The sequence below is a fragment of the Neobacillus massiliamazoniensis genome (assembly GCF_001048695.1).
GTDB lineage: Bacteria > Bacillota > Bacilli > Bacillales > Cytobacillaceae > Neobacillus > Neobacillus massiliamazoniensis.
Window position 1 is genome coordinate 67,076 of sequence record NZ_CVRB01000005.1, and the last position, 19,747, is coordinate 86,822.

The window sequence follows — 19,747 nt, forward strand, 5'->3', positions numbered from 1 at the left end:
CTTTTTTGGTGAGACGGATGTTTAGAAGGAATTCGCCAAGTCGGTCAAACTGGCGCTCCATGTTCTTTTGGCGCACGTCAAAATAATTTTCATGACTTTTTTCATCATTCCAATTGAATTTGTAAAATCTTCAACCGTCAATGTCTCTTTCAATTGCAAAATTTCAGATGCATTTTGCAAATCTTTTAACAGCTTCTGTTGAACTCTAATATTTTCTATTTGAAGAGTCACCACTTCAATAGGGTTATACGTATCGTCAGCCAAGATCGATTTAATTTCCTCGAGCGTTAATCCTAAATATTTTAAACTAAGAATTTGCTGCAACCGCGAAAGATCTGTTGCGTTATATAGGCGATATCCTGCTTCTGAATAATCTGATGGTGAGAACAGTTCAATTTAGTCATAATAGCGTAAGGTCCGAATCGTTAAACCCAATAACTTTGCAAGTTCTCCTGTCTTCCATTTCTTCTTACCTTAAACTGAAATAACCATCCCCTTATTTCGCACGAATTTTTACCGGTATCTTCACTATAAACCGTTACGTTACGTAACAGTCAAGGGAAAATAAATTATTTTGAATCATAAGAAAATCTTTATCCTGTTCGATAGCTTAAGTGTAGCTTTTAACAAACAATCTTTAACATTTCTTGGTATTTTTTATACTGGGGTAGTACCGCATGCCCATCATGCCTAGCCCTACCAGGACGCGAATGATCATTATATGAACAAGCATACCAGCTTGCACATATAATGATCTAAGAGTAACTTTAGGAGGGATAAACTTGGCTTTTAAAAAGGATGGTGTCTTTATTGGTACCGTTTCAGGCGGTGTTGTCAACTTCGGTGGGACAGCTTTTATTGCACCAATAAATATAACAAACGAAATTATTGGGCCTGGAGGAAGTAACACGGGGTTCATAATTATAACTAATTCAAGATAGAGTTATGGGAAGGATGTAAAGCGTGAATATCATTCCATTGTTTGTAAATAACAAAAAAGACAAGCTTTTGCTTGCCCTGCCTGCCAGTATTACTAACTTAAGGATGATCGATATATCTTATTCATGTCTTTAGATATGGTGCCAATTTAGGCACCATATTTTCCTCTGCTAATTCAAAATCCGTAATGATAAAAATAAAAAAATAAATAGCCAGGTCTTCTTCGACATAACTGATCCGTTACTTTAAGTACGTTTTTTCACAATCTTTTCTAAAATGAAACATAGATATCCAGTTTTATTTTAATAGGTGTTACTCAACAATCTGGCCCTTTTGTGGGAATAGACTGACTCAAATTTTTTAAACAACTATATTATTTTTTAAACGACTTTATTGTAAATTAAACAACTTTTTTGTCACTTAACACTTTTGAAAAACGTGGATCTAAATGAAATCGTCGGGACACATGGAAAAATTTCTTTTTCAACCTTTGGCAATGACCCGGTGATTCTGACGACAGCAAATGGAAAGGAAGAGTGGAGTTTTGAGCCGTTAAAGTACGTCCGCCAGTCGCTCGTCCAAACAATTGTTTCCGAATTAACAGGCAACGGCAGCCATTGCCCATGCACTATCTTGCGCTAGAACAAACTGGGTTATGGGTGAAATGGTAAAAAATTATTATAAAATATCAAAATAGTGCTCCATTATAAAAAAACCGGCCTCACTGCAATATACTAAGAGCCGGTTTTTTCATTTAAACCTATTATTTTATTTGTGTAATCGGTTAAAATTTATTGGGCCGTGCCTGGCACCTTAGAAAAATGATTTTAAACATGCTAGGACGGTAATGATACCTAGAACAGTGACAAATATATTGCTAAATTTACCTCTGTATTTAGCTAGTACCGGAACTTTACGAATAGCATACATTGGTAAAATACATAGAATAATAGCAATTAGAGGTCCGCTGATGTTATCAATGAGTCCAAGAATGCTTGGATTTGTATAAGCAGTATACCAGCATGTTAATATGACAAAAGCAAGTATGGTTGTCTTAACTGTTTTTTCTTTAATCTCTTTTCCGCGGGCTCTGCCGGACTCTATAATAATGTCACGCATTACCTCGAATGCTCCTACATAATGGCCAAGGAATGATTTTGTGATGGCCACAAAAGCAATGATAGGAGCTGCATAAACGATTACCGGCAAATGAAGGCGATTGGAAAGATATGAAAGTATGGATAAATTCTGTTCTTTTGCCAATTCAAGATCATGTGGAGACAAGCTCAAGACACTGCTGTAAACAAAGAACATAACGACAGTGACTGTCATAATATAAGTGTACTTTTGTATTTGGGCACATTTAAAGTCGGTAGCTTCTATTCCATAGGTTGCCCTCTGTTTTATAACAAAAGGTGATATCATTGGAGAATGATTAAACGAAAATACTACGATTGGAAATAGCATCCAAAGCATTCCTAATAGACTTTGTCCTGTTGAAGCGGTAGAAACACCTGAAAAACTTAAATTTGACAAATGCCACTGTGGAATCAAATAGATTGATATAAAAATCAGTGAAACTATAAAAGGATATACGAGCATACTCATTACCTTTACAGTAATATCTTGACCAAAATTCACTATAGCTATAAGACCGAGCACCAATACAAGCGATAATATTGCCCTTGGCGGTTCATTAAAGTGCAATTGATTCACGATAAAACTGCTTGCAGTATTTGTTAGTGCAACCGAATACATCAATACGATCGTATATATACAGAGGAAATATACTATGTTAAAAATTATACTTGCTTTAGTTCCAAAATACTCTCTTATAGTACCTGTAATCCCCTCATCAGCAGCTTTGGAAGCGTATATGATTTTTGCAAACGCCCGATGCGAAAAGTACATGACAGGAAATGCAAGTATGGTAATAAACAGTAATGATAGTATACCTCCAGCTCCTGCATTAATAGGTAAAAAGAGTACTCCTGCTCCAATTGCTGTTCCAAAAAGACTTAATCCCCAGGTGGTATCTTGTTTATGCCACTTTTTAGGGTCTGGAAATTTTTGATGTTTCCCTGAGGTACTTTCATCTTCTACTACAATTTTCTCAGCTAAATTCCCATTCATATGATAATTCCTCCTTGTTTCCTATGCTTAAGTTTCTTTTTAAGATTTATAAATATAATGATTTCTTGAAAATTAACTGCTTGCTAGGTCACTGGAATCCAGTTCGGCCAAAAGTCATCGTGTTGTCTTCTTCCAAGATGAATCTGTTTCAGCCCATTGAATTTGTTAACGATTACAAAATAATTTCATTGTATAGTCGTAGATTTATTTTTAAAATGTATAACGTTATTGTTTTTCTCCAATAATTTTATTTTTAATAGCTACTCCTGTGGGTGTGGCTGCAACTCCGCCTAAACCTGTCTCTCTTAATTCACGAGGCATCTGTCTCCCTACTCTTAACATCGCTTCAATGACTTCGTCAGCATTGATGATATTTGTTACACCGGCTAATGCAATATCCGCTGTTACTAAAGCATTTGCGGTTCCAATGGAGTTTCTCTTTACACAGGGAACTTCTACCAAACCCGCGACTGGATCACAAACTAAACCGAGTAAATTTTGTAGTGCGGTTGAGAAGGCTTCAGAAGATTGCTGTGGTGTTCCACCTGCAGCCTCTACTGCTGCTGCAGCCGCCATTGCCGAGGCGCTGCCTACTTCAGCTTGACACCCTCCGAATGCTCCGGCAATACAAGCGTTATTGGCTACTACCATTCCAAATAAGGCTGAAGTGAATAGAAAATGGACCATTTCTTCATGACTTAACTGTAGCGTATCTTTAATGCTAAAAAGTACTCCAGGGATTGTTCCACTCGCGCCTGCTGTTGGAGTTGCACAAATAACCCCTAATGCAGCATTTACTTCATTAACACCGATAGCACTTTGGACCCCAAACGTCATCAAATCTCCAGAAAGAGTTTTTCCGCTTTCGCGATATTTTTTTATTTTAACAGCATCTCCTCCGGTTAAACCGGTCGGGGAAAATACTCCGTTGCCCTCAATACTCTTATTTACTGAATTTACCATTACAGCTAAATTTTTTTCCATTTTACTCCAAACTTCTTCATAGGAAGTTTTAGTTTGCTCGATTTCCTGCTCGATTGCTAATTCATAAATTGGCTTTTGTTTTTTATTAGCTGCATCTATTATTTCTTTTATAGACATGTACATAAAGCTTGTCACCCCCCTATTGTAATTAAAGAATAATAATATTAGATATACTGCTTAGAATCTCCAATTTCTTCTTAACATCACTAGGCAATTGAGAATCCAAAGCAAATTCATATAAATATTTTCCGTCTTTTTCCAGCTTGTTAAAGTTATTAATTTCCACATTATATTGTTTGAATATCCTACGTAAGACAATTTCAAGGTCATCTCTTTCGGAAATCGCTATAATAATAGGTAACGGCCCATGAGGGTTTAAACTAAAGCCTTTAATTTCAATATGTTTGATTTCAATTAACCCCCCGCCGACCGAAATACCCATCGTTCTAATACTTCGACTTTCATCCTCCAGATAAACATCTAAAGTATTTGGATGACCGACAGGACTATCACCTAGTTCCTCTATAAAGGTAATGTCAATTCCTTTAGATTCTGCTATTTTAATAGCACCTGGCACTCTAGTATCATCGGTAGCAAATCCTAATATCCCAGAAATAACTGCAAAATCAGTTCCGTGTCCTTTATGGGTTTCAGCAAATGACTCAAAATACTTTACAACAACTTTTTTTGGAAGACCCTGGAATAATTTATTAGCAACTGCTCCAATAGCTAAGGCACCTGCAGTATGTGAACTGGAGGGACCTACCATAATCGGTCCAATCACATCAAAACAACTTTTGTAATTAACTATCTTTTTTTCTTTTATAGGTACAACGTTCATATTCATGTAAGATTCCTCCCCGTAGTTGCCATACCAGTTACTAGAATCGCCAATCCAAAGTTTGTTGTCATGTTTCCAGTTATTATTCCAAAAATATATTTTTTCCAAAAATCGGGACCTGGATTGGCTGCGATCATGTCAGCTTGAGTTAGATGTTCAATAGTAACAAAAAACTGTAGTCGAATTATCACTAAATTTTATTTACATAAATAACATAGAGTTTAATATAAAGCTTCCATAACAACCTAAAGCACAATTGTCACGGTACCCTGTCAATCCAATCAACTCTGTTAGTACCATTAAACTTAAGGCGTCATTCCAATTAAAGGAATACTAGAAATCACTATGTAAGGGCTTTCACAATTAACAGCAAGAATGAATCTCAGACTTTGCATTTACAAATTGAACACCTGTAGAAATTATCGCTGTATATATTTGCTTCAATTGCTGCTATCAAAACAATGATTAATGACAATTCCTATTTGTTCAATATTCCTATTCCAAATACACCACCTTATAGCATAATTTGAAAAGCTGCAATGGGAATAAGAACCCCTATAAGGATTGTTAAAAAACTACGAATTTTTAACCTGACTCTTTCTCAATTTTTGGAATAATTTATTACAGTAATTATTTTTTATTACTGTATGTTCAAAGTATCACATAAAACATTGAGATGTCAATGTAGTAATAAAAAATTATATTTATAAAAATTTATTATACACATTGGAATATTAATGAGTTCTGTTATAATTTTAGTATTATATAGTTTAGTCATTGAACAAACTTAAATCTGTTCTATTACTATGACAAAAAATTATTATTACCATGACCACTGAACAAGAGAGCAATTTCATAATGGTTTAAAAACCGATTTAAAACAAAAACGCTTTCCATCAAGGAAATATAAACCAATGGATTAAACTTGCATTTAGGGTGTTTTACATGTAATCTTCCTCGTTTAATTGGTCAGAAACTATAAAGACTTGAAAAAGAAAGTGTTTCGTAGAAGGAGGAATACTCAATTGGATAATGAACTATTTCGACACTATCAAAATATAATGAATTATTTTGGGGGAATTTTGGGATCACATTATGAATTAGTATTACATGTTTTAAATCCTAATGGAGGTTCTCATATCGGTCACATAGTCAATGGAGAATTAAGTGGAAGATCTTTAAGTGGCCCATTAACTAACTATGCAAAAAAGTTAATTAACGAAAAAGTATATTTAGATAAAGATTATGTTGGAAATTATGTTGGAGAAGGACCAGGAGGTAAAAAATTTCGTTCATCAACACTATTTATAAAAGATCAGCATGGTCAATTACAGGGTCTTTTATGTATAAACTTTGATGCGGATGTCTATAGGAAAGTCGCAAAGGATGTATTAAAGTTGGCTAATCTAAGTTTCGATATAAAGGATATTGAAAATAAAGCTAATCAAGAACACCCTATTGAAAAACTTACTGATAATGTTCGTGATATCATTTATACAGTAATAGATAAGGATATATTAGAATCTGATGCTCAATTATCACCTGAACAAAAAAAACTTGCTATTTCCAAATTAAAGGAATATGGGGTATTTGATATTAAAGGTACAATAAATGAAGTTGCTGATGTAATGGGAATGTCTGAATCAAGTGTTTATCGTTATCTTCAAATGATTTCACGCAACTAAAAATCGGATGTTAGCTAGACTAAAAAACAGATAAATAAATCTGTAATAACGGGGTGTATCTGTATGGCAAGGGGTAGATGTCTACCTAAAACCTAGTTTGGAACTGCTTCTCCTTCCCCTTCGTCCCCCTCAAAAACCATTGCCCTAAATAGCTTCCAGCCCTTTTAGGTTATTTAATATAGGATAGTCAGGGAAAAAACAGGGGTAAAAATGAAACAGGAAATGATTTCGGGCATCTATTCGTGCTTTTGCTCTGGCTTAACCAACAGTTACTTCTCCTGCCGTTTCTCTACTCCAATTCGCTGATTTATCGGGCTTTTTCGTCTAGATTAATCCGCCTATTTTCTTCACCTTATCCCTTTCCTTCTATTCTCAAGCCATTGGTAGATCAGACTTTTTCCCATTTCAATCAAAAGATCGAAGGAGCAGTTGCAAATTTAAAAAGAAGGAATCACTTCGTAACGAATTGGAGAAACATATAAAGATTTAACCCTAAATGAGTTAGGATATAGAGAGGACTAACAAGATTAAAAATAAAAATGCAAGTCAATTTTTTGTTTAGTCAAATAATTGGCTTGCATTTTTATATTCTAGAAAAACCTCATTTACTTATGGTAAGGTTCACCTCTATTAATGCGATATTACTTCCTTCACAATCTGGCCCTATGCTGAACAATCAAACTCTTCTCTTAAACTGCATAAGTCAGCATAAAAAAACAAAAAAGATTGGGGCATTTTCATACCATCCTTTTCTAAAAAATAGTGCATTTTGTTGCATTAGTAATAATATTAAACAAATAAAGACGGAGTTCGAGGGCTGATTAAGTACATAATATTGAAACTTTTACATTTTTAAATAAATATAAGAATGAAGTACGGAAAGCTGTTAGATTGGAAATTCTATGAATGGCTTATTTGTTAAGAGTGAATTTGTTTGAATGGCTTTCTGATACCAATAATAACTGATAGCACGAGGAACGATACGATTGCTTGTCGCACAAAAAGGGGAATGGATTTCACCATTCCCTTGAAGACATGTCAATCTTATTTGATATTTTTAAAAACTAAATTTTGGTTTAAGATCACCTTTATAAGGTTCATGTTCAACGAATACAGTTATGTCTTTGCCATCTTTATCTTTACCAGTTCTTTTATAGGTAAATTTATTATGATTAAGTTCGGTAAGTTCAAGTGCGGCGCCATACTTTTTATCTCCAATTGAAACATGGGCTCTTATTTTATTTCCGTGTACAACATCGAAGTAGCCATAATCACCGCGGCTTTCGCCTGTATCAGCATTGAAAAACTCATATTTATTCGTCTTATCATCAAATTTTGCCAGACTTATAAAATTTGAATTATATTTTGTTACATCATTGCCGTTTTCATCTAATACCTTTGTTCCGTGCCACAGGGTGCCACCTAAAATTTTATCTCCATCAACGGTTTTAACAATATCTCCTGTAGTAGTGTCCAACTGCTTGTCCGGATCAGTAAAAGAAAGCTCTTTTCCTTTATATGGAACATGTTCAACAAATACCTCTATATCGTTGCCATTAGCGTCTTTCCCCATTCTTTTATACGTAAACACATGTTTATTTATTTTTGTCATGTCAACGACAGCTTGATAATTCATTGATTCTGAAATTAATATTCTCTTTTTCCCATCATTCGTGATAAAGAATGTACCTTTATCGCCACGGCTTTTACCTGTCTTAGCATCAAAAAATTCATAATGCCCTGTTTTCACATCATATTTCGCAAGACCAATGAAGTTTGCATTCTCTTTTGTTAAGTCATTATGATGTTTGTCGTATACTCTTGTACCTTGCCAATCTGTACTACTAAGAATGTTAGCCATTTCCTGACCTTTAGTTAGTTTATTTTCGGATTGCTTTTCTTTATTTGAATCTTTGGCTTTATTCACTTTGGTTTGTTCTGTTTGAGTTACGTTCTTTTGTTCACTTGCGTCAGCTTGCGTATTACACGCTGCTAATGCTATTGAAAAACCGAGTAAAGGTAATAATATTTTTGCTTTCTTCATCATTTTTTTATCCCCTAATTCAATAATTTTGTTTACAATCATTATTTAATGGAAGGCTGTGTTAAACTTGCCTGTTGATTTGCGCTCCAGGCGCTTCGCTTTCCGCGGGCGTTCCGGGGAGCCTCCTCGGCGCTTAAGCGCCTGTGGGGTCTCCCCTGCCCCGTACTCCCGCAGGACATTGAATGACATCCTTGAATCCGCCCACGCACGAAGGAAATGCGATAGCATTTTCGAGGAGTCTCGCGCCTTCCGCTCCAATCAACATTGTTTCAAAAATCAACAATGACCTTTCACACAGCCTAATGGAAAAATAATTTGATTTCACTGATAGACTTATATACTTTCTTGTTATTTAGCTCCTGCTTTTAACAAGATTTTTATAATCTCTTTAAAGCCTTTTTCACGGGCGAATTGTAGAGGCGTCACATTATTTTTGTCAGGAATGTTCACATCCGCCCCATGATCTATCAGTAATTGCACCGTTTGCTGCTGTTCTTTATCTCCATTATTCAAAATAATCGCTTCTAATAAAGCGGTCCAACCGAGATTATTGATATGATTCACATCAATATCTGTATGGGTGAGAAGTTCTTTGACGACATCGACATAGCCATGTTCTGATGCCGGGATTAACGCAGTTCCCCCATAACGGTTTGTAATCGTGGGGTCGGCCCCTGCTTCAATTGTAAGCTTTAAAATATCTAGATAGCCTTCTGCACCGGCATACAAGAACGGATTATTTTTCATATCGTCCCGGATATTCACGTCTGCCCCTGCTTTGATGAGCACGTTTACCGTTTCGACATCCTTTTTATAGGTTGCGATCATGGTAGGAGTCCGTCCTTTAGCATCCTGTGCGTTAATATTCGCACCTTCCTTAATAAGTTTGCTTGTCTTGTTCGTCTCCCCACGCTCTGCCGCTTCAAGCAGCTGTTCATTCAATCGTGCGCTCACGGTTTCTCTCTCCTTTTCTTTTATTTTCGGTTCTATACTATTAGTTGAGACACAACATTGAAGCAAAAGAATACATGCGAAAAATGCTATCATCCACGTCCGCATTAAATCCGCCCTATTTAATTTTATTGTTACGTTTGCTCATGTTCCTGGGTAGCGAAATTTGTATTCCGGGCTTTTTCTTTTATTCCTTCATTTCTTTCCAGAGCGTAAAAGGATTCTTGTTTTGAGGACGTTTGTCCAGCTTTATCAATTGAATGTCTCTCTGTTCTTTTGGAAGTCCTATTTGTTTATAAACGTATTTCGTTCCTAAACCAATTTCTTCTTCCTCAGCAGCAGTATAGGCATAATACACATGTTTAAAATTTGCCCAATAAATGGCGCTTAAACACATCGGACAAGGTTCCCCGCTTGCATACAGTTCACAGCCGGAAAGGTCAGAAGTACCAAGCGTCTGGCAGGCCTCCCGAATAGCCAGAAGTTCAGCATGAGCCGTTGGATCGTGTGTTTCGAGTACATTGTTTACTCCCTTTGCAACAATCTCTCCATTTTTGACGATCACTGCACCAAATGGTTTCCCTTTTTTATTTTTCGTATTGTCGTAGGCTAAATCGATTGCCAGTTGCATGAATTCGTTATGACTCATTTAAAGTCACTCCCTTGCTTATATTTTTTGGTTTCCATAGTTGTTCCAGCACAATAACAATGATCGTACCGACAATGAGACCATTGCTAAAAATATATTGAAGAATGGTCGGCATCCCCTGAAATATTCCTTTAGGAAGAAACATTAACCCCATTCCAATAAGCAGCGTGATTCCTAAAATCGTTAACCGGCGCTCGTCTAAACTGTCCTTCAATAGAGATTGAAAGGAGATCCCAATCATTTGCACAAAGGATGCTAAAGTGGCAGCACAGGCAATAGGACCGGGAAGCATAGCCAGGAAGTCGACAATCGCCGGGACAAAAGCTATGCCTGCTAAAGTCAAACTTGCTAGTAGGAAAGGAATGATTTGTTTTTGCCCGGTTAACCGAATAAACCCCGCTGATACCGGCAATGGCACAATTCCAATCGTAGAAAAAACGGCAGATAACACATGTGAAATTCCACCCGCCCAGCTGCCGCGGTTAATTGTTTGTTTTTCGTCGATTCCGGTTTCAGGTACCACTTGTTTGACAGCTGTAATGGCCGCGACTGTATTAGAGATTAAAATAAACGTAAACACGATAGAAGTTACGATCATTCCGCTATTTAAATGTGGAGCCCCCCAAGCAAAAATATCTGGTAATTTGATGAACGAAGCAGGTGTAGAATTCGTACTGGAGGTTTTTCCTGACAGAACGTAAAGTAACCATCCAAATAAAATTCCCAACAGCAAGGAATAACTTTTCATCCATCCTTTTCCCTTATTAGATAGCAAAATTACTAGTACAAATACGGCGAATGATATTGCTGTGGTCCCATAATCTACGCCGGACTGTACTTGCACTCCAAGCATTCCTTCTAAAAAAGTACCGCTAAGCTGAAGGGCCAGGATCAAAAGGAAAGAACCCATAACTAAAGGAGTGAACAAAAACAGCAGCCGATTTACGAGGCCTGTTATGCCGAGGATGAATAGTAAAAGTCCTGAAACGATCATCCCCCCTTCTAAAAGCTGTAATGTTTCTTTTGTACTTTCCCCTTGATGTGCGGCCACACCTGCTAAAATGACAAATACACTAACCCACGAACCTGCAGGCCCGTCAGCGATCGGATAGCGATGCCCGAACCATCCCTGTATAAATGAGCTAATCCCGACAACAAAAAAGGTTCGTTGCATTAAATCGGAAATTTCTTTTATCGAAAAATGAAATACTCCTCCGATGACAATCGGTAATGCAACAGAAGTAGCCAAGAGGAAAAAGAACCATTGAAAGATGCTTAAACTGCCGAAAAAACGTTGTTGCTTCATATTGTTCCCCCCCCAATCAATTATGTATTTCCAAATAAGAAAGGCATCATCTGTTTCGATATTCTAACTACATCTATGTTTGACATTAGCTTCCTTGTTTCATTATGATATCTTAGAATGAAGTATATGAAAAATATAAAAAAAATTACTTTTTCTTATGTTTTTCATATAATGAGGGAGTTTTTTACTTATGGATATAAGACAACTGCGATATTTTAAAACCATTGTAGAAGAAAGAAAAATTTCTGCTGCCGCTGAACGGCTTCATATTTCTCAGCCTCCACTAAGCCAGCAACTGAAAACAATGGAAGACGAACTCGGAACGAAATTAGTAGAAAGAACTGGAAAATTTTTAGAGGTTACGGAAGCTGGAAAAGCTTTATATAAGTATGCCTTACAAATGACTCAATTAATGGAAGAAGCGAAAATGGAAGTAAAGGAAGTCGGAATGGGGGTAAGTGGAAGACTTACGCTAGGGATCAATACGTTTTCGGCAGCAGGATTACCTGAAATACTTCACGGGTTCCGCACAAAATATCCTAAGGTAACCTATAAAATTCATCAAAATGAATCAGCTCAACTTTGCCAATTAGTGAGAGACCGGATTGTAGAGCTTGCGATTATCCAATTACCGCTCGAGTTACAGGATTTCACAGTGATGCATCTTCATACAGAACCTTTTTACTTTATTGATTCAACTAAACAGCAATCATTAAATTGTGAGGTTACACTTGCTGACATTCAAAACCAGCCTCTGATTTTACCTAGTACAGAGGGATTGGGAGTTCATTATATGATTTTAGAATCATTTTCAAAGGCTCAACTTCATCCGAACATTGTTGCCGAGTGCTCTGATATCTCCCTTTTATTTGATTTGGTCGCATCTGGATTTGGAGGAGCTATTGTACCGGAAACCGTCATTAAACAATACAATAACGACAACATTGAGGCTTGCAAAATTACAAATATAGAGTTAGCTGCATCGACAGGCTTAATATGGCTGAAGAATCATTACCTATCACAAACAGCGCAAAACTTTGTTAACCTTTATTTACATCGTTAATGGGTCTGACTCTTGGCGCTTTCATGCTTTATCGCGCCAAGAGTCAGACCCGCCATACACGAATTCATTAATTAGTTTGGATTAGTAAAATTTCATCAATGTTTGGAATTTCGTTTTTTAAAATGGTTAAGAGACTTTCCTCAATCTGATTGTCGATTTCGCAAATCGTAATCGCTGGACCATTGATTTTTGAACGTTCATTCGCCAAGCGGGCAATATTGAGCTCTTTTTGATAAAGAATTCCTGCCATCTCGGCAATGACCCCTTTTCGGTCGGTATGGCGAATTACAAGTGTCGGCCATTCGCCAGAAAACTTTAAAGGATAATCATCCAATTCCTGAACCTCCACTTTACCGCCGCCTAAAGAACTCGCCAATACCTTTACAGCACGACGAGCCCCTGATAATTCTACAAGCACCGTATTTGGGTGATAACTTCCAAGCACCCGTTTCGTGAAATCGTATTGTAAGCCATTTTCTTCGGCAATCGATTTTGCATTTGGAATACCTTCATCCATTGTGGATAGCCCCATAACACCGGCTAATAATGCTAAATCGGTTCCATGGCCTTGATAGGTTTCGGCGAAGGAGCCCATTAATGAGAATTTCACATATACTGGCCGTTCGTTTAACAGTTGGCGTGCAATATTGCCGATTCGGACTGCCCCGGCAGTATGTGAACTTGACGGCCCAACCATGACGGGGCCAATAATCTCATAGGCACTATGATATTTGGCCGGCCCGCAGCCGCTGGTCTTTTCGCTGAATATCTGCGCTTTCAATTTTTGACCAGTCGGGGTGCCGGCTAGACCGCCGATCCCTGTTTCCCGCAGCGAGTCAGGCATTTGCTGGCCTACTTCATGCATCACATGGATTACTTCATCTGGAGGGATGATGCTGACTACCCCGGATAACGCCATATCCGCCGCAGCTTGGGCGGTAATCGCGTGTAATCCGTTCCGCAGGATGCAGGGAATTTCAACAAGACCGGCAACCGGATCACAAACCAGCCCCAGTGAGTTTTTTAGTGCAATTCCGATGGCATTTCCAACCTGCTTCGGTGTTCCGCCGGCAAGCTCAACTAATGTGCCTGCCGCCATGGCGGTTGCTGATCCGACTTCTGCCTGGCATCCGCCGGCAGCTCCTGATATCGAAGCTTTATTGGCAATGACCAAACCGAGGGCAGAGGCAGTGAACATTGACAGTACAATTTGCTTCCATGTAAATTTCCCGCTATCAAGGGCGTGAACAAGTACAGCGGGCAAAATCCCTGCAGAACCTGCAGTCGGCGTCGCCACAATCCTCCCCATGGCCGCATTTACTTCCGACACAGCAAGCGCATTTGCTGCCGTCTTTAATGTCGTCGGATGGACAAAGGAATTCCCTTTTTCAGCATATTGGTGAAGGCGGTGCCCATCTCCTCCTGTTAAACCGGTACGGGACATAACAGAGCCCGTTGTTCCCTTGCGGACAGCCTCTTCCATTACGGTAAATTGTTCCGACATTTTTTCAATAATCGTCTCTCTTGGAAAGCCTTTTAGTTGGATTTCTGTTTGGATCATTAATTCATAAATAGTGGTTTGCTCCTGCTCAGCAAGCTCGATTAATTCTTTTAAACTTGTGAATGACATATGATCGCTCCCTTAAAAGAAAACGGTTCTCACGCTGCAAGCATAAGAACCGCCTCCTTGTTTACTCTTGTCCAAAGTATTCTGCAACAACTGCCGCCATGGCTTTTGCCGCGATGATCAAGCTGTCCTCATTAATTTCAAATTTAGGATGATGATGCGGATAAACATGACCATTAGCAGGCTTTGCTCCAACATAAAAGAAACTGCCGGGAATCTTTTGTAAATAATATGCAAAATCCTCTGATCCTGATGCAGGCGGTGTTTCAATTACCGCTTTGATTTCAGGTATTTGAGCCTTTTTAATCCCTTTTACAACCAGCCCTGTCATGTCATTATCATTTACTAAAACAGGGTAATCATGTGAATAAATTAAATCGTAGGTAATATCAAATTCCTGAGCAAGACCCGCTAGTATTCTCTTAAATTCTTTTTCTACTGTGGCGCGAATATCGCTGGACATCGTTCTAACGTCCCCTTCAAGTTCTACACTGTCCTTAATGATATTGAATGACCCCTTACCATCAAACGAGCCGATCGTAACGGTCGCCATATCAAATGGATTAATTCTTCGGCTGACAATTGTCTGTGCTGCGACAACAAAATGGCTTGCAGCCACAATGCTGTCATTACTTGTATGCGGCATCGAACCATGTCCGCCTTTTCCTTGAATTTTGACCTTGAAATACGAGCGCCCTGCTTGCATTTCTCCAGCACGATAGTAGACTTCCCCGGTATCCGCCAGCGACATAAGGTGAATACCGAAAACATTATCTACACCTTCTAAACATCCATCTTCAATCATGGCCATAGCGCCGCCAGGAGGTGTTTCCTCCGCAGGTTGATGCAAAATAACAACATTTCCTTTTAATTGATCTTTCATTTCAAATAAGGCTTCGGCTAAAATCATTAAATAGGCCGTATGTCCATCATGACCGCATGCATGCATCACACCTGGATTTTTCGATTTAAAAGGTACATCGGCCTCTTCCATAATCGGCAGTCCGTCAAAATCAGCTCTTAGTGCCACTGTTTTACCAGGGAGGCCGCCTTTTATTGTCACAACCACTCCATATCCGCCAACATTGGTCCGTATGTTTACATCTTTATCTTTATAAAAATCAGCAATGTATTGAGCGGTTTTTTCTTCTTTAAACGATAATTCGGGATGTTGATGAAGATATCTGCGAATTTCTATCATTCTTTCTTTTTTCTCATCGAGTTTTTGTAATAATTGATTTAACATCATTTCTCCTCCTCTTATTTTTCTGTTTTAACGGTAAGAGCAATCAGACCGCATAAAACGATAGCTACTGCCAAAGTAATAAATACGATAGAAAACGATCCATGAGCCATAGAAATTAACGCGCCGAATGTCATTGGCGCAATAAAGCCGCCAAGTGTTCCTCCCGTATTGACAATCCCTATGGAAGATCCGATTACTTTTTCAGGCAAAATCTTATGCGGCCAGGAGAAAATTCCAACAAAGATAGAAGTGAGTAAAAATGTAAGCACATACAAGAAGACAATGGACAGCGCCAATGAATTGGTGAATACTAAACCAAGAAACAACAAACATGAAAGGACGCAACAGCTTAATAAAAGTACTTTTTCCTTGCCGTTAAAATATTTTGTCAATAAAGCCCCGGCAAACAAAGATGCTATGGTGCCTCCAACTGCGTTAATTGCCAGGATGGTCCCAACTGTACTAATAGAAAGTGAAAATTTTACTTTTAAGAAAGATGGCAGCCATGACATATTTCCATAAAAGGCGATATTAGCAAGCAGCATAGCAATGAATAGAATCATAACATTTCGATTCGTAACAACTGTTTTAAAACTAACTTGTTTCGTCTGTACCTTCATTTTTTCAGCTGAAATTTTATTAGGCACAAAGATAGCAACCAAAATTAACGAGATCGCAAAGAGTGCTCCAAGAGCATAATAGGCATAGTGCCAATTTACTGCAATCAGCCGGGCGCCAATAATAAATGCCAAAATTCCGCCGATTCCACTCGTGGATAATATGAGCGATTGGACAAATGTCCGCCTTTCTTTCGAGAAATTTTCAGCGATACCTTTTGAACAGCTTGGCGGATAACCGGCATGGCCTACACCTGCCATAAAGCGAATCAATATAAACACCATTAAGCTCGCACTAAAGCCAAATGCGAATGAAAACAAAGTAATTAGCGAAAGGGACAGCATTAATACCTTTTTATACCCAATCTTATCTGCCAGCCATCCCCCAGGTATTTGCATTAACGAATACCCCAGGAAAAATAAACTCATAATCATTCCGGTTTGGCTTGTAGAGAGATGAAATTGGCCGGAAATCGGGATAATGGCAGTAGAGATCATATTTTTGTCCATGTAAACCATGGAATAACCCGCCATTAAAGCTGAAATTAACAAAACTTCCTTAGAACTCCTTGCCTTTGGTAAAGAAGTTACTTCTTCGCTTTGTTTCTTAATCTCCCTTTGAGAAACAGACATAAGGCTCTCCCTCCAAAATATTATTTTATGAAAACGTTTTCTTGCTTTTATTATAATTTTTGCAGAGGCGAAAGGCATTCCAAATGTTGTTCAAAATATTCCCCATTTTTGCTCTCTTTCTTGATAGCGCTTACCAAGACAACAAAAAAAGACCATTAAGTTTTAACCTAATGGTCTAATTTCAAAAAGATGGATAGCATTTAACGTCAGGGTAGATTGTAAAAAGAGATCCGAATCCATTACTTCCTCATAGATTTGCAAATCAGGATAGGCCTTCTGCTTGAGAAACGTAATAATCTCATGATCATTAATATCCTGATCTCGGAGATTGTGCCAGTTAAAATAAAATGCACCGTTATTTCGATCGAGAATATGCTTGCGAATTTGATAATGGCCGGACGGGAGCCCTGAAATCATGATTTTCATTTCCTTTGTTAAGGAGCGCAAAAAGAAACTTTCGACGGAGTAAGAAGGATTTACATAAGAGGTGTTATAAATAGCCAATTGGTACCCTTGATCACCCCTGGTCAGTAAAAAGCCCTCCCCTTCGGCCAAAATCTGTAAGCCTATTTTTGCGGCAAATTGAATATTAAAAAACGCCGGGCGTTTAAGTTGATAATAATAAAGCAGGGCTACTCCATTCATTTCGATATTTTCATCATGCTGATTATTTTTTTCTAAAGAGTGGGTATCAATCCAAAACCCAATACCTGAAATTTCCTTCATCAAATCCAGCATGTCTTTAAAAATAAGAGCCGACCGAAAAAAGCTGCCGCTTAAATCCACCGTATTCCCATAAAGTGTATTCCAATTTGTCAAGTAAATGGGAATACACGCCAATCCTGCAGACTGCAGCTTTGCTTTCAATTCCATACATGATTTCTTTACATAATCCTTTACCCCTTCAAAGGAACTGTTTCTCATATCTGTAAAATCAAGTTGTTCATTAGGATTGCAAGTAAAGCAAATTAGTTCACATTCATCTGAAAAATGCTTTATAAAGCTGGTAATTGGGGCTGATATTCCTTTTTCTAAGGAAAATGGCACATTAAGTCCGACTTGGGCGGCAGAAACCAACTTTTTCACGGTTTGATAAAAAAGAGGATAAAAGGTTTGCGGCGTTTCATTCCACTCCGAGAAAACCAATTCAAATTTCCATTTCCCAACAAATTCCTTCCCAAAATAACTAACACTATGCTTTAAAAACTCACCTAACCTATTTAAGTAATCATGGCTGGATACAATTTCTTTTTCAAACTCCACACGGATGAATGGAATTAAACCAAGTTTTTGAAACCGGCTAATCACCGCATCGATCGAATAGAATAGTCCTCCGGTTTCAAACAGCGGAGCTGTTATTTCAAAGGTGGGTGAAAATAGGTTTGTGAAATAGACATATTCAAATTGGAGCAATTCCTGAATAAGCTTTAGTTCCGCTTGAACCTCTTCGTGCAGTGCGTATTCAAGCTCTCCAATTGCCAGCAGCCGACTGGTTTTATCCATCATAAAAACAGCCTCTTGAGGCAAGTCAATTGTTACCGCCGAAACTGCCGGTTCTGTCAGCGTAACATTTTTGCCATCTGACGAGATATACTTGCTGATTTCCATCAAAAAATGTGGTGAATTCACCAATGTAAATTGTTCACTTTGGTTAATTTGATTTACATCCTGAATGTCGGCAGACTCGATTTTATGAAGACTACGGTATTCGGCAGGCGTCGTTTGATTGTACTTTTCCTTAAAGGCCTTGTTAAAAGCTTTTATATTTGGAAAACCATTATTGATCGAGATTTGTGTAATGTTAAGATCCGTGTAAAGCAACTCATTCACAGCTGAGTTCAATCGTACTTGTTTTACATAATGTGAAAAACTAACGCCGACTTCCTGTTTGAAATACCGCGATAAATAGTATAGAGATAAATAGTGCCGTTTAGCGATTTCCTCCAATGATATCGGTATACGATAATTTTTCTCTATAAAGGCAAGGATCTCCCTAATTCTTTCATCCTTCATTTCAATGAATTTACTATCCTTGAGATGTGTTGTTTTGAAATTTCTGATCAACAATGTAACTAACTGATTTATCAAGCCGATGATCTCGATTTCACTGCCATCCTGCTTTTGGTAATAAGCAATCAAAATTTTGGCCATTAGTTGGCGAATTTGATCAAAAAGCAAATACATCCCGTTATCCTCTTTGGATGAATTGCAATCAAAATAGCACTCATGAATAATCGGATAATGCTGCTCGATCAGCTGCAAGGGAATTCGTAAAGATAACACCACATTCTCCCTATTCCCATTAATGGAGCGTATATGATTGGCGTTAATAAGCAGAAGATCATTTTCAGCTAAATGGTAAGAACGTTGATTGACCGTAACTTCAATTTCTCCCCTTATCACGAGAAGAATTTCGATTCCCAAATGGATATGCTGTGAATAATATTGAATGTTTTGTAAACTTATTTGATAAGAATCTTCTTTTACTGGGCGGTTCATAAACATTCACCTCTAATAATGTGTAATGCACAAATAGAATAGACTAGAGCGTTTAACTCTAGTCTTTTTACTCGGTTTGAAACTTATCCTAATGAACTGAAAAACATTTTCGACTTCATACAGATAATCATATATATGATTATATATAACCCGTATAAAAACAGCGAGAGAAACAATTCTCTCACCTTATTTTTTATTAGCTCTCTTCCAAATTTTAACCTATAAATCCAATTTTCGTTAAAGGCATTACTCCACAATATGGCCCGATTGTTTTATCTAAATCAAACATAAATTATCTCCCTAAACTTGATTGAATGTATAGTAAATTCGCTTTGACAAAAAATTTTCCTTCTTAAAGTAAGCTAACCGTTAGTTGAAAAACAAAAAAGATGGGATCTATCATTAATCCCATCTTTAAAGTAAATTTAGTTCACATTTTATTCGAAATGCACAATTAACTTTAACAAATAATATCCATATTCTATTTAATAATTTATAGTTAAATTGTATTAATATATAAGATTTAGGAT

General features: G+C 37.6%; 17 protein-coding genes. 4 read left to right on the forward strand and 13 right to left on the reverse strand.

Going from position 1 to position 19,747, the window contains the following annotated elements; genetic code table 11:
* Positions 1 to 21: 21 nt before the first annotated feature.
* A complete protein-coding gene (locus BN1082_RS22590; protein ID WP_342666678.1) occupies positions 22 to 396 on the reverse strand; it encodes a MerR family transcriptional regulator in 375 nt (124 codons plus the stop codon).
* Positions 397 to 782: 386 nt separating this feature from the next.
* Between BN1082_RS22590 and BN1082_RS27800 the strand changes: the two genes are divergently transcribed.
* Positions 783 to 941, forward strand: a complete 159-nt coding sequence (locus BN1082_RS27800; RefSeq protein WP_176699902.1) for a hypothetical protein — start codon at positions 783 to 785, stop codon at positions 939 to 941.
* Positions 942 to 1,368: 427 nt separating this feature from the next.
* Complete coding sequence (locus BN1082_RS27805; RefSeq protein ID WP_176699903.1) at positions 1,369 to 1,581, forward strand: hypothetical protein; 213 nt, start codon at positions 1,369 to 1,371, stop codon at positions 1,579 to 1,581.
* A 171-nt stretch (positions 1,582 to 1,752) separates the two neighbouring features.
* On the opposite strand, the gene BN1082_RS22595 is transcribed toward BN1082_RS27805, so the two are convergent.
* The 4 genes from BN1082_RS22595 to BN1082_RS27810 all read right to left on the reverse strand — a co-directional run bounded on the left by BN1082_RS22595 (position 1,753) and on the right by BN1082_RS27810 (position 5,088).
* Entirely contained in the window at positions 1,753 to 3,072 is a 1,320-nt protein-coding gene (locus BN1082_RS22595; protein WP_090638688.1) for an aromatic amino acid transport family protein, read from the reverse strand.
* A gap of 225 nt (positions 3,073 to 3,297) precedes the next feature.
* Complete coding sequence (sdaAA, locus tag BN1082_RS22600; RefSeq protein ID WP_090638691.1) at positions 3,298 to 4,179, reverse strand: L-serine ammonia-lyase, iron-sulfur-dependent, subunit alpha; 882 nt, start codon at positions 4,177 to 4,179, stop codon at positions 3,298 to 3,300.
* A 25-nt stretch (positions 4,180 to 4,204) separates the two neighbouring features.
* Complete coding sequence (locus BN1082_RS22605) at positions 4,205 to 4,903, reverse strand: serine dehydratase beta chain (protein ID WP_090638693.1); 699 nt, start codon at positions 4,901 to 4,903, stop codon at positions 4,205 to 4,207.
* Complete coding sequence (locus tag BN1082_RS27810; protein WP_090638696.1) at positions 4,900 to 5,088, reverse strand: hypothetical protein; 189 nt, start codon at positions 5,086 to 5,088, stop codon at positions 4,900 to 4,902. Before BN1082_RS27810 ends, BN1082_RS22605 begins: the two co-directional genes overlap by 4 nt.
* A gap of 834 nt (positions 5,089 to 5,922) precedes the next feature.
* Here BN1082_RS27810 and BN1082_RS22615 point away from each other — a divergent pair.
* Positions 5,923 to 6,582, forward strand: a complete 660-nt coding sequence (locus BN1082_RS22615) for a helix-turn-helix transcriptional regulator (RefSeq protein WP_090638697.1) — start codon at positions 5,923 to 5,925, stop codon at positions 6,580 to 6,582.
* 1,057 nt (positions 6,583 to 7,639) lie between these two features.
* Here BN1082_RS22615 and BN1082_RS22625 read toward each other — a convergent pair.
* From BN1082_RS22625 to BN1082_RS22640, 4 genes are all read right to left on the reverse strand, one after another.
* Positions 7,640 to 8,629 (reverse strand): DUF4822 domain-containing protein, encoded by a 990-nt coding sequence (locus BN1082_RS22625; RefSeq protein WP_090638702.1) that lies wholly within the window; start codon positions 8,627 to 8,629, stop codon positions 7,640 to 7,642.
* 345 nt (positions 8,630 to 8,974) lie between these two features.
* Positions 8,975 to 9,685, reverse strand: a complete 711-nt coding sequence (locus tag BN1082_RS22630) for an ankyrin repeat domain-containing protein (protein WP_090638705.1) — start codon at positions 9,683 to 9,685, stop codon at positions 8,975 to 8,977.
* Between the two features lie 79 nt (positions 9,686 to 9,764).
* Positions 9,765 to 10,226, reverse strand: coding sequence for a nucleoside deaminase (locus tag BN1082_RS22635; protein WP_090638708.1), 462 nt, complete (start codon positions 10,224 to 10,226; stop codon positions 9,765 to 9,767).
* Entirely contained in the window at positions 10,216 to 11,532 is a 1,317-nt protein-coding gene (locus tag BN1082_RS22640) for a purine/pyrimidine permease (RefSeq protein WP_090638710.1), read from the reverse strand. Before BN1082_RS22640 ends, BN1082_RS22635 begins: the two co-directional genes overlap by 11 nt.
* Before the next feature lie 190 nt (positions 11,533 to 11,722).
* Between BN1082_RS22640 and BN1082_RS22645 the strand changes: the two genes are divergently transcribed.
* Positions 11,723 to 12,595, forward strand: coding sequence for a LysR family transcriptional regulator (locus BN1082_RS22645; RefSeq protein WP_090638713.1), 873 nt, complete (start codon positions 11,723 to 11,725; stop codon positions 12,593 to 12,595).
* A gap of 67 nt (positions 12,596 to 12,662) precedes the next feature.
* Here the strand turns inward: BN1082_RS22645 and sdaAA (BN1082_RS28725) are convergent, their stop codons facing one another.
* From sdaAA (BN1082_RS28725) to BN1082_RS22665, 4 genes are all read right to left on the reverse strand, one after another.
* On the reverse strand, positions 12,663 to 14,225 hold the full coding sequence (gene sdaAA, locus BN1082_RS28725) for an L-serine ammonia-lyase, iron-sulfur-dependent, subunit alpha (RefSeq protein WP_090638715.1): 1,563 nt from the start codon (positions 14,223 to 14,225) through the stop codon (positions 12,663 to 12,665).
* A gap of 61 nt (positions 14,226 to 14,286) precedes the next feature.
* Positions 14,287 to 15,468 (reverse strand): M20 family metallopeptidase, encoded by a 1,182-nt coding sequence (locus BN1082_RS22655; RefSeq protein WP_090638718.1) that lies wholly within the window; start codon positions 15,466 to 15,468, stop codon positions 14,287 to 14,289.
* 14 nt (positions 15,469 to 15,482) lie between these two features.
* The gene (locus BN1082_RS22660; protein WP_090638720.1) at positions 15,483 to 16,718 is read right to left on the reverse strand and encodes an MFS transporter; all 1,236 of its coding nucleotides are present in this window, start codon (positions 16,716 to 16,718) and stop codon (positions 15,483 to 15,485) included.
* A gap of 162 nt (positions 16,719 to 16,880) precedes the next feature.
* Positions 16,881 to 19,217 (reverse strand): helix-turn-helix domain-containing protein, encoded by a 2,337-nt coding sequence (locus BN1082_RS22665; protein WP_176699904.1) that lies wholly within the window; start codon positions 19,215 to 19,217, stop codon positions 16,881 to 16,883.
* Between the last annotated feature and the right edge of the window lie 530 nt (positions 19,218 to 19,747).

Coding starts and splice junctions, on each gene's coding strand:
- BN1082_RS22595 (WP_090638688.1), bottom strand. CDS start 3,072: ATGAATGGGAATTTAGCTGAGAAAATTGTAGTAGAAGATGAAAGTACC.
- sdaAA (WP_090638691.1), bottom strand. CDS start 4,179: ATGTACATGTCTATAAAAGAAATAATAGATGCAGCTAATAAAAAACAA.
- BN1082_RS22605 (WP_090638693.1), bottom strand. CDS start 4,903: ATGAATATGAACGTTGTACCTATAAAAGAAAAAAAGATAGTTAATTAC.
- BN1082_RS22625 (WP_090638702.1), bottom strand. CDS start 8,629: ATGATGAAGAAAGCAAAAATATTATTACCTTTACTCGGTTTTTCAATA.
- BN1082_RS22630 (WP_090638705.1), bottom strand. CDS start 9,685: ATGCGGACGTGGATGATAGCATTTTTCGCATGTATTCTTTTGCTTCAA.
- BN1082_RS22635 (WP_090638708.1), bottom strand. CDS start 10,226: ATGAGTCATAACGAATTCATGCAACTGGCAATCGATTTAGCCTACGAC.
- BN1082_RS22640 (WP_090638710.1), bottom strand. CDS start 11,532: ATGAAGCAACAACGTTTTTTCGGCAGTTTAAGCATCTTTCAATGGTTC.
- BN1082_RS22645 (WP_090638713.1), top strand. CDS start 11,723: ATGGATATAAGACAACTGCGATATTTTAAAACCATTGTAGAAGAAAGA.
- sdaAA (WP_090638715.1), bottom strand. CDS start 14,225: ATGTCATTCACAAGTTTAAAAGAATTAATCGAGCTTGCTGAGCAGGAG.
- BN1082_RS22655 (WP_090638718.1), bottom strand. CDS start 15,468: ATGTTAAATCAATTATTACAAAAACTCGATGAGAAAAAAGAAAGAATG.
- BN1082_RS22660 (WP_090638720.1), bottom strand. CDS start 16,718: ATGTCTGTTTCTCAAAGGGAGATTAAGAAACAAAGCGAAGAAGTAACT.
- BN1082_RS22665 (WP_176699904.1), bottom strand. CDS start 19,217: ATGAACCGCCCAGTAAAAGAAGATTCTTATCAAATAAGTTTACAAAAC.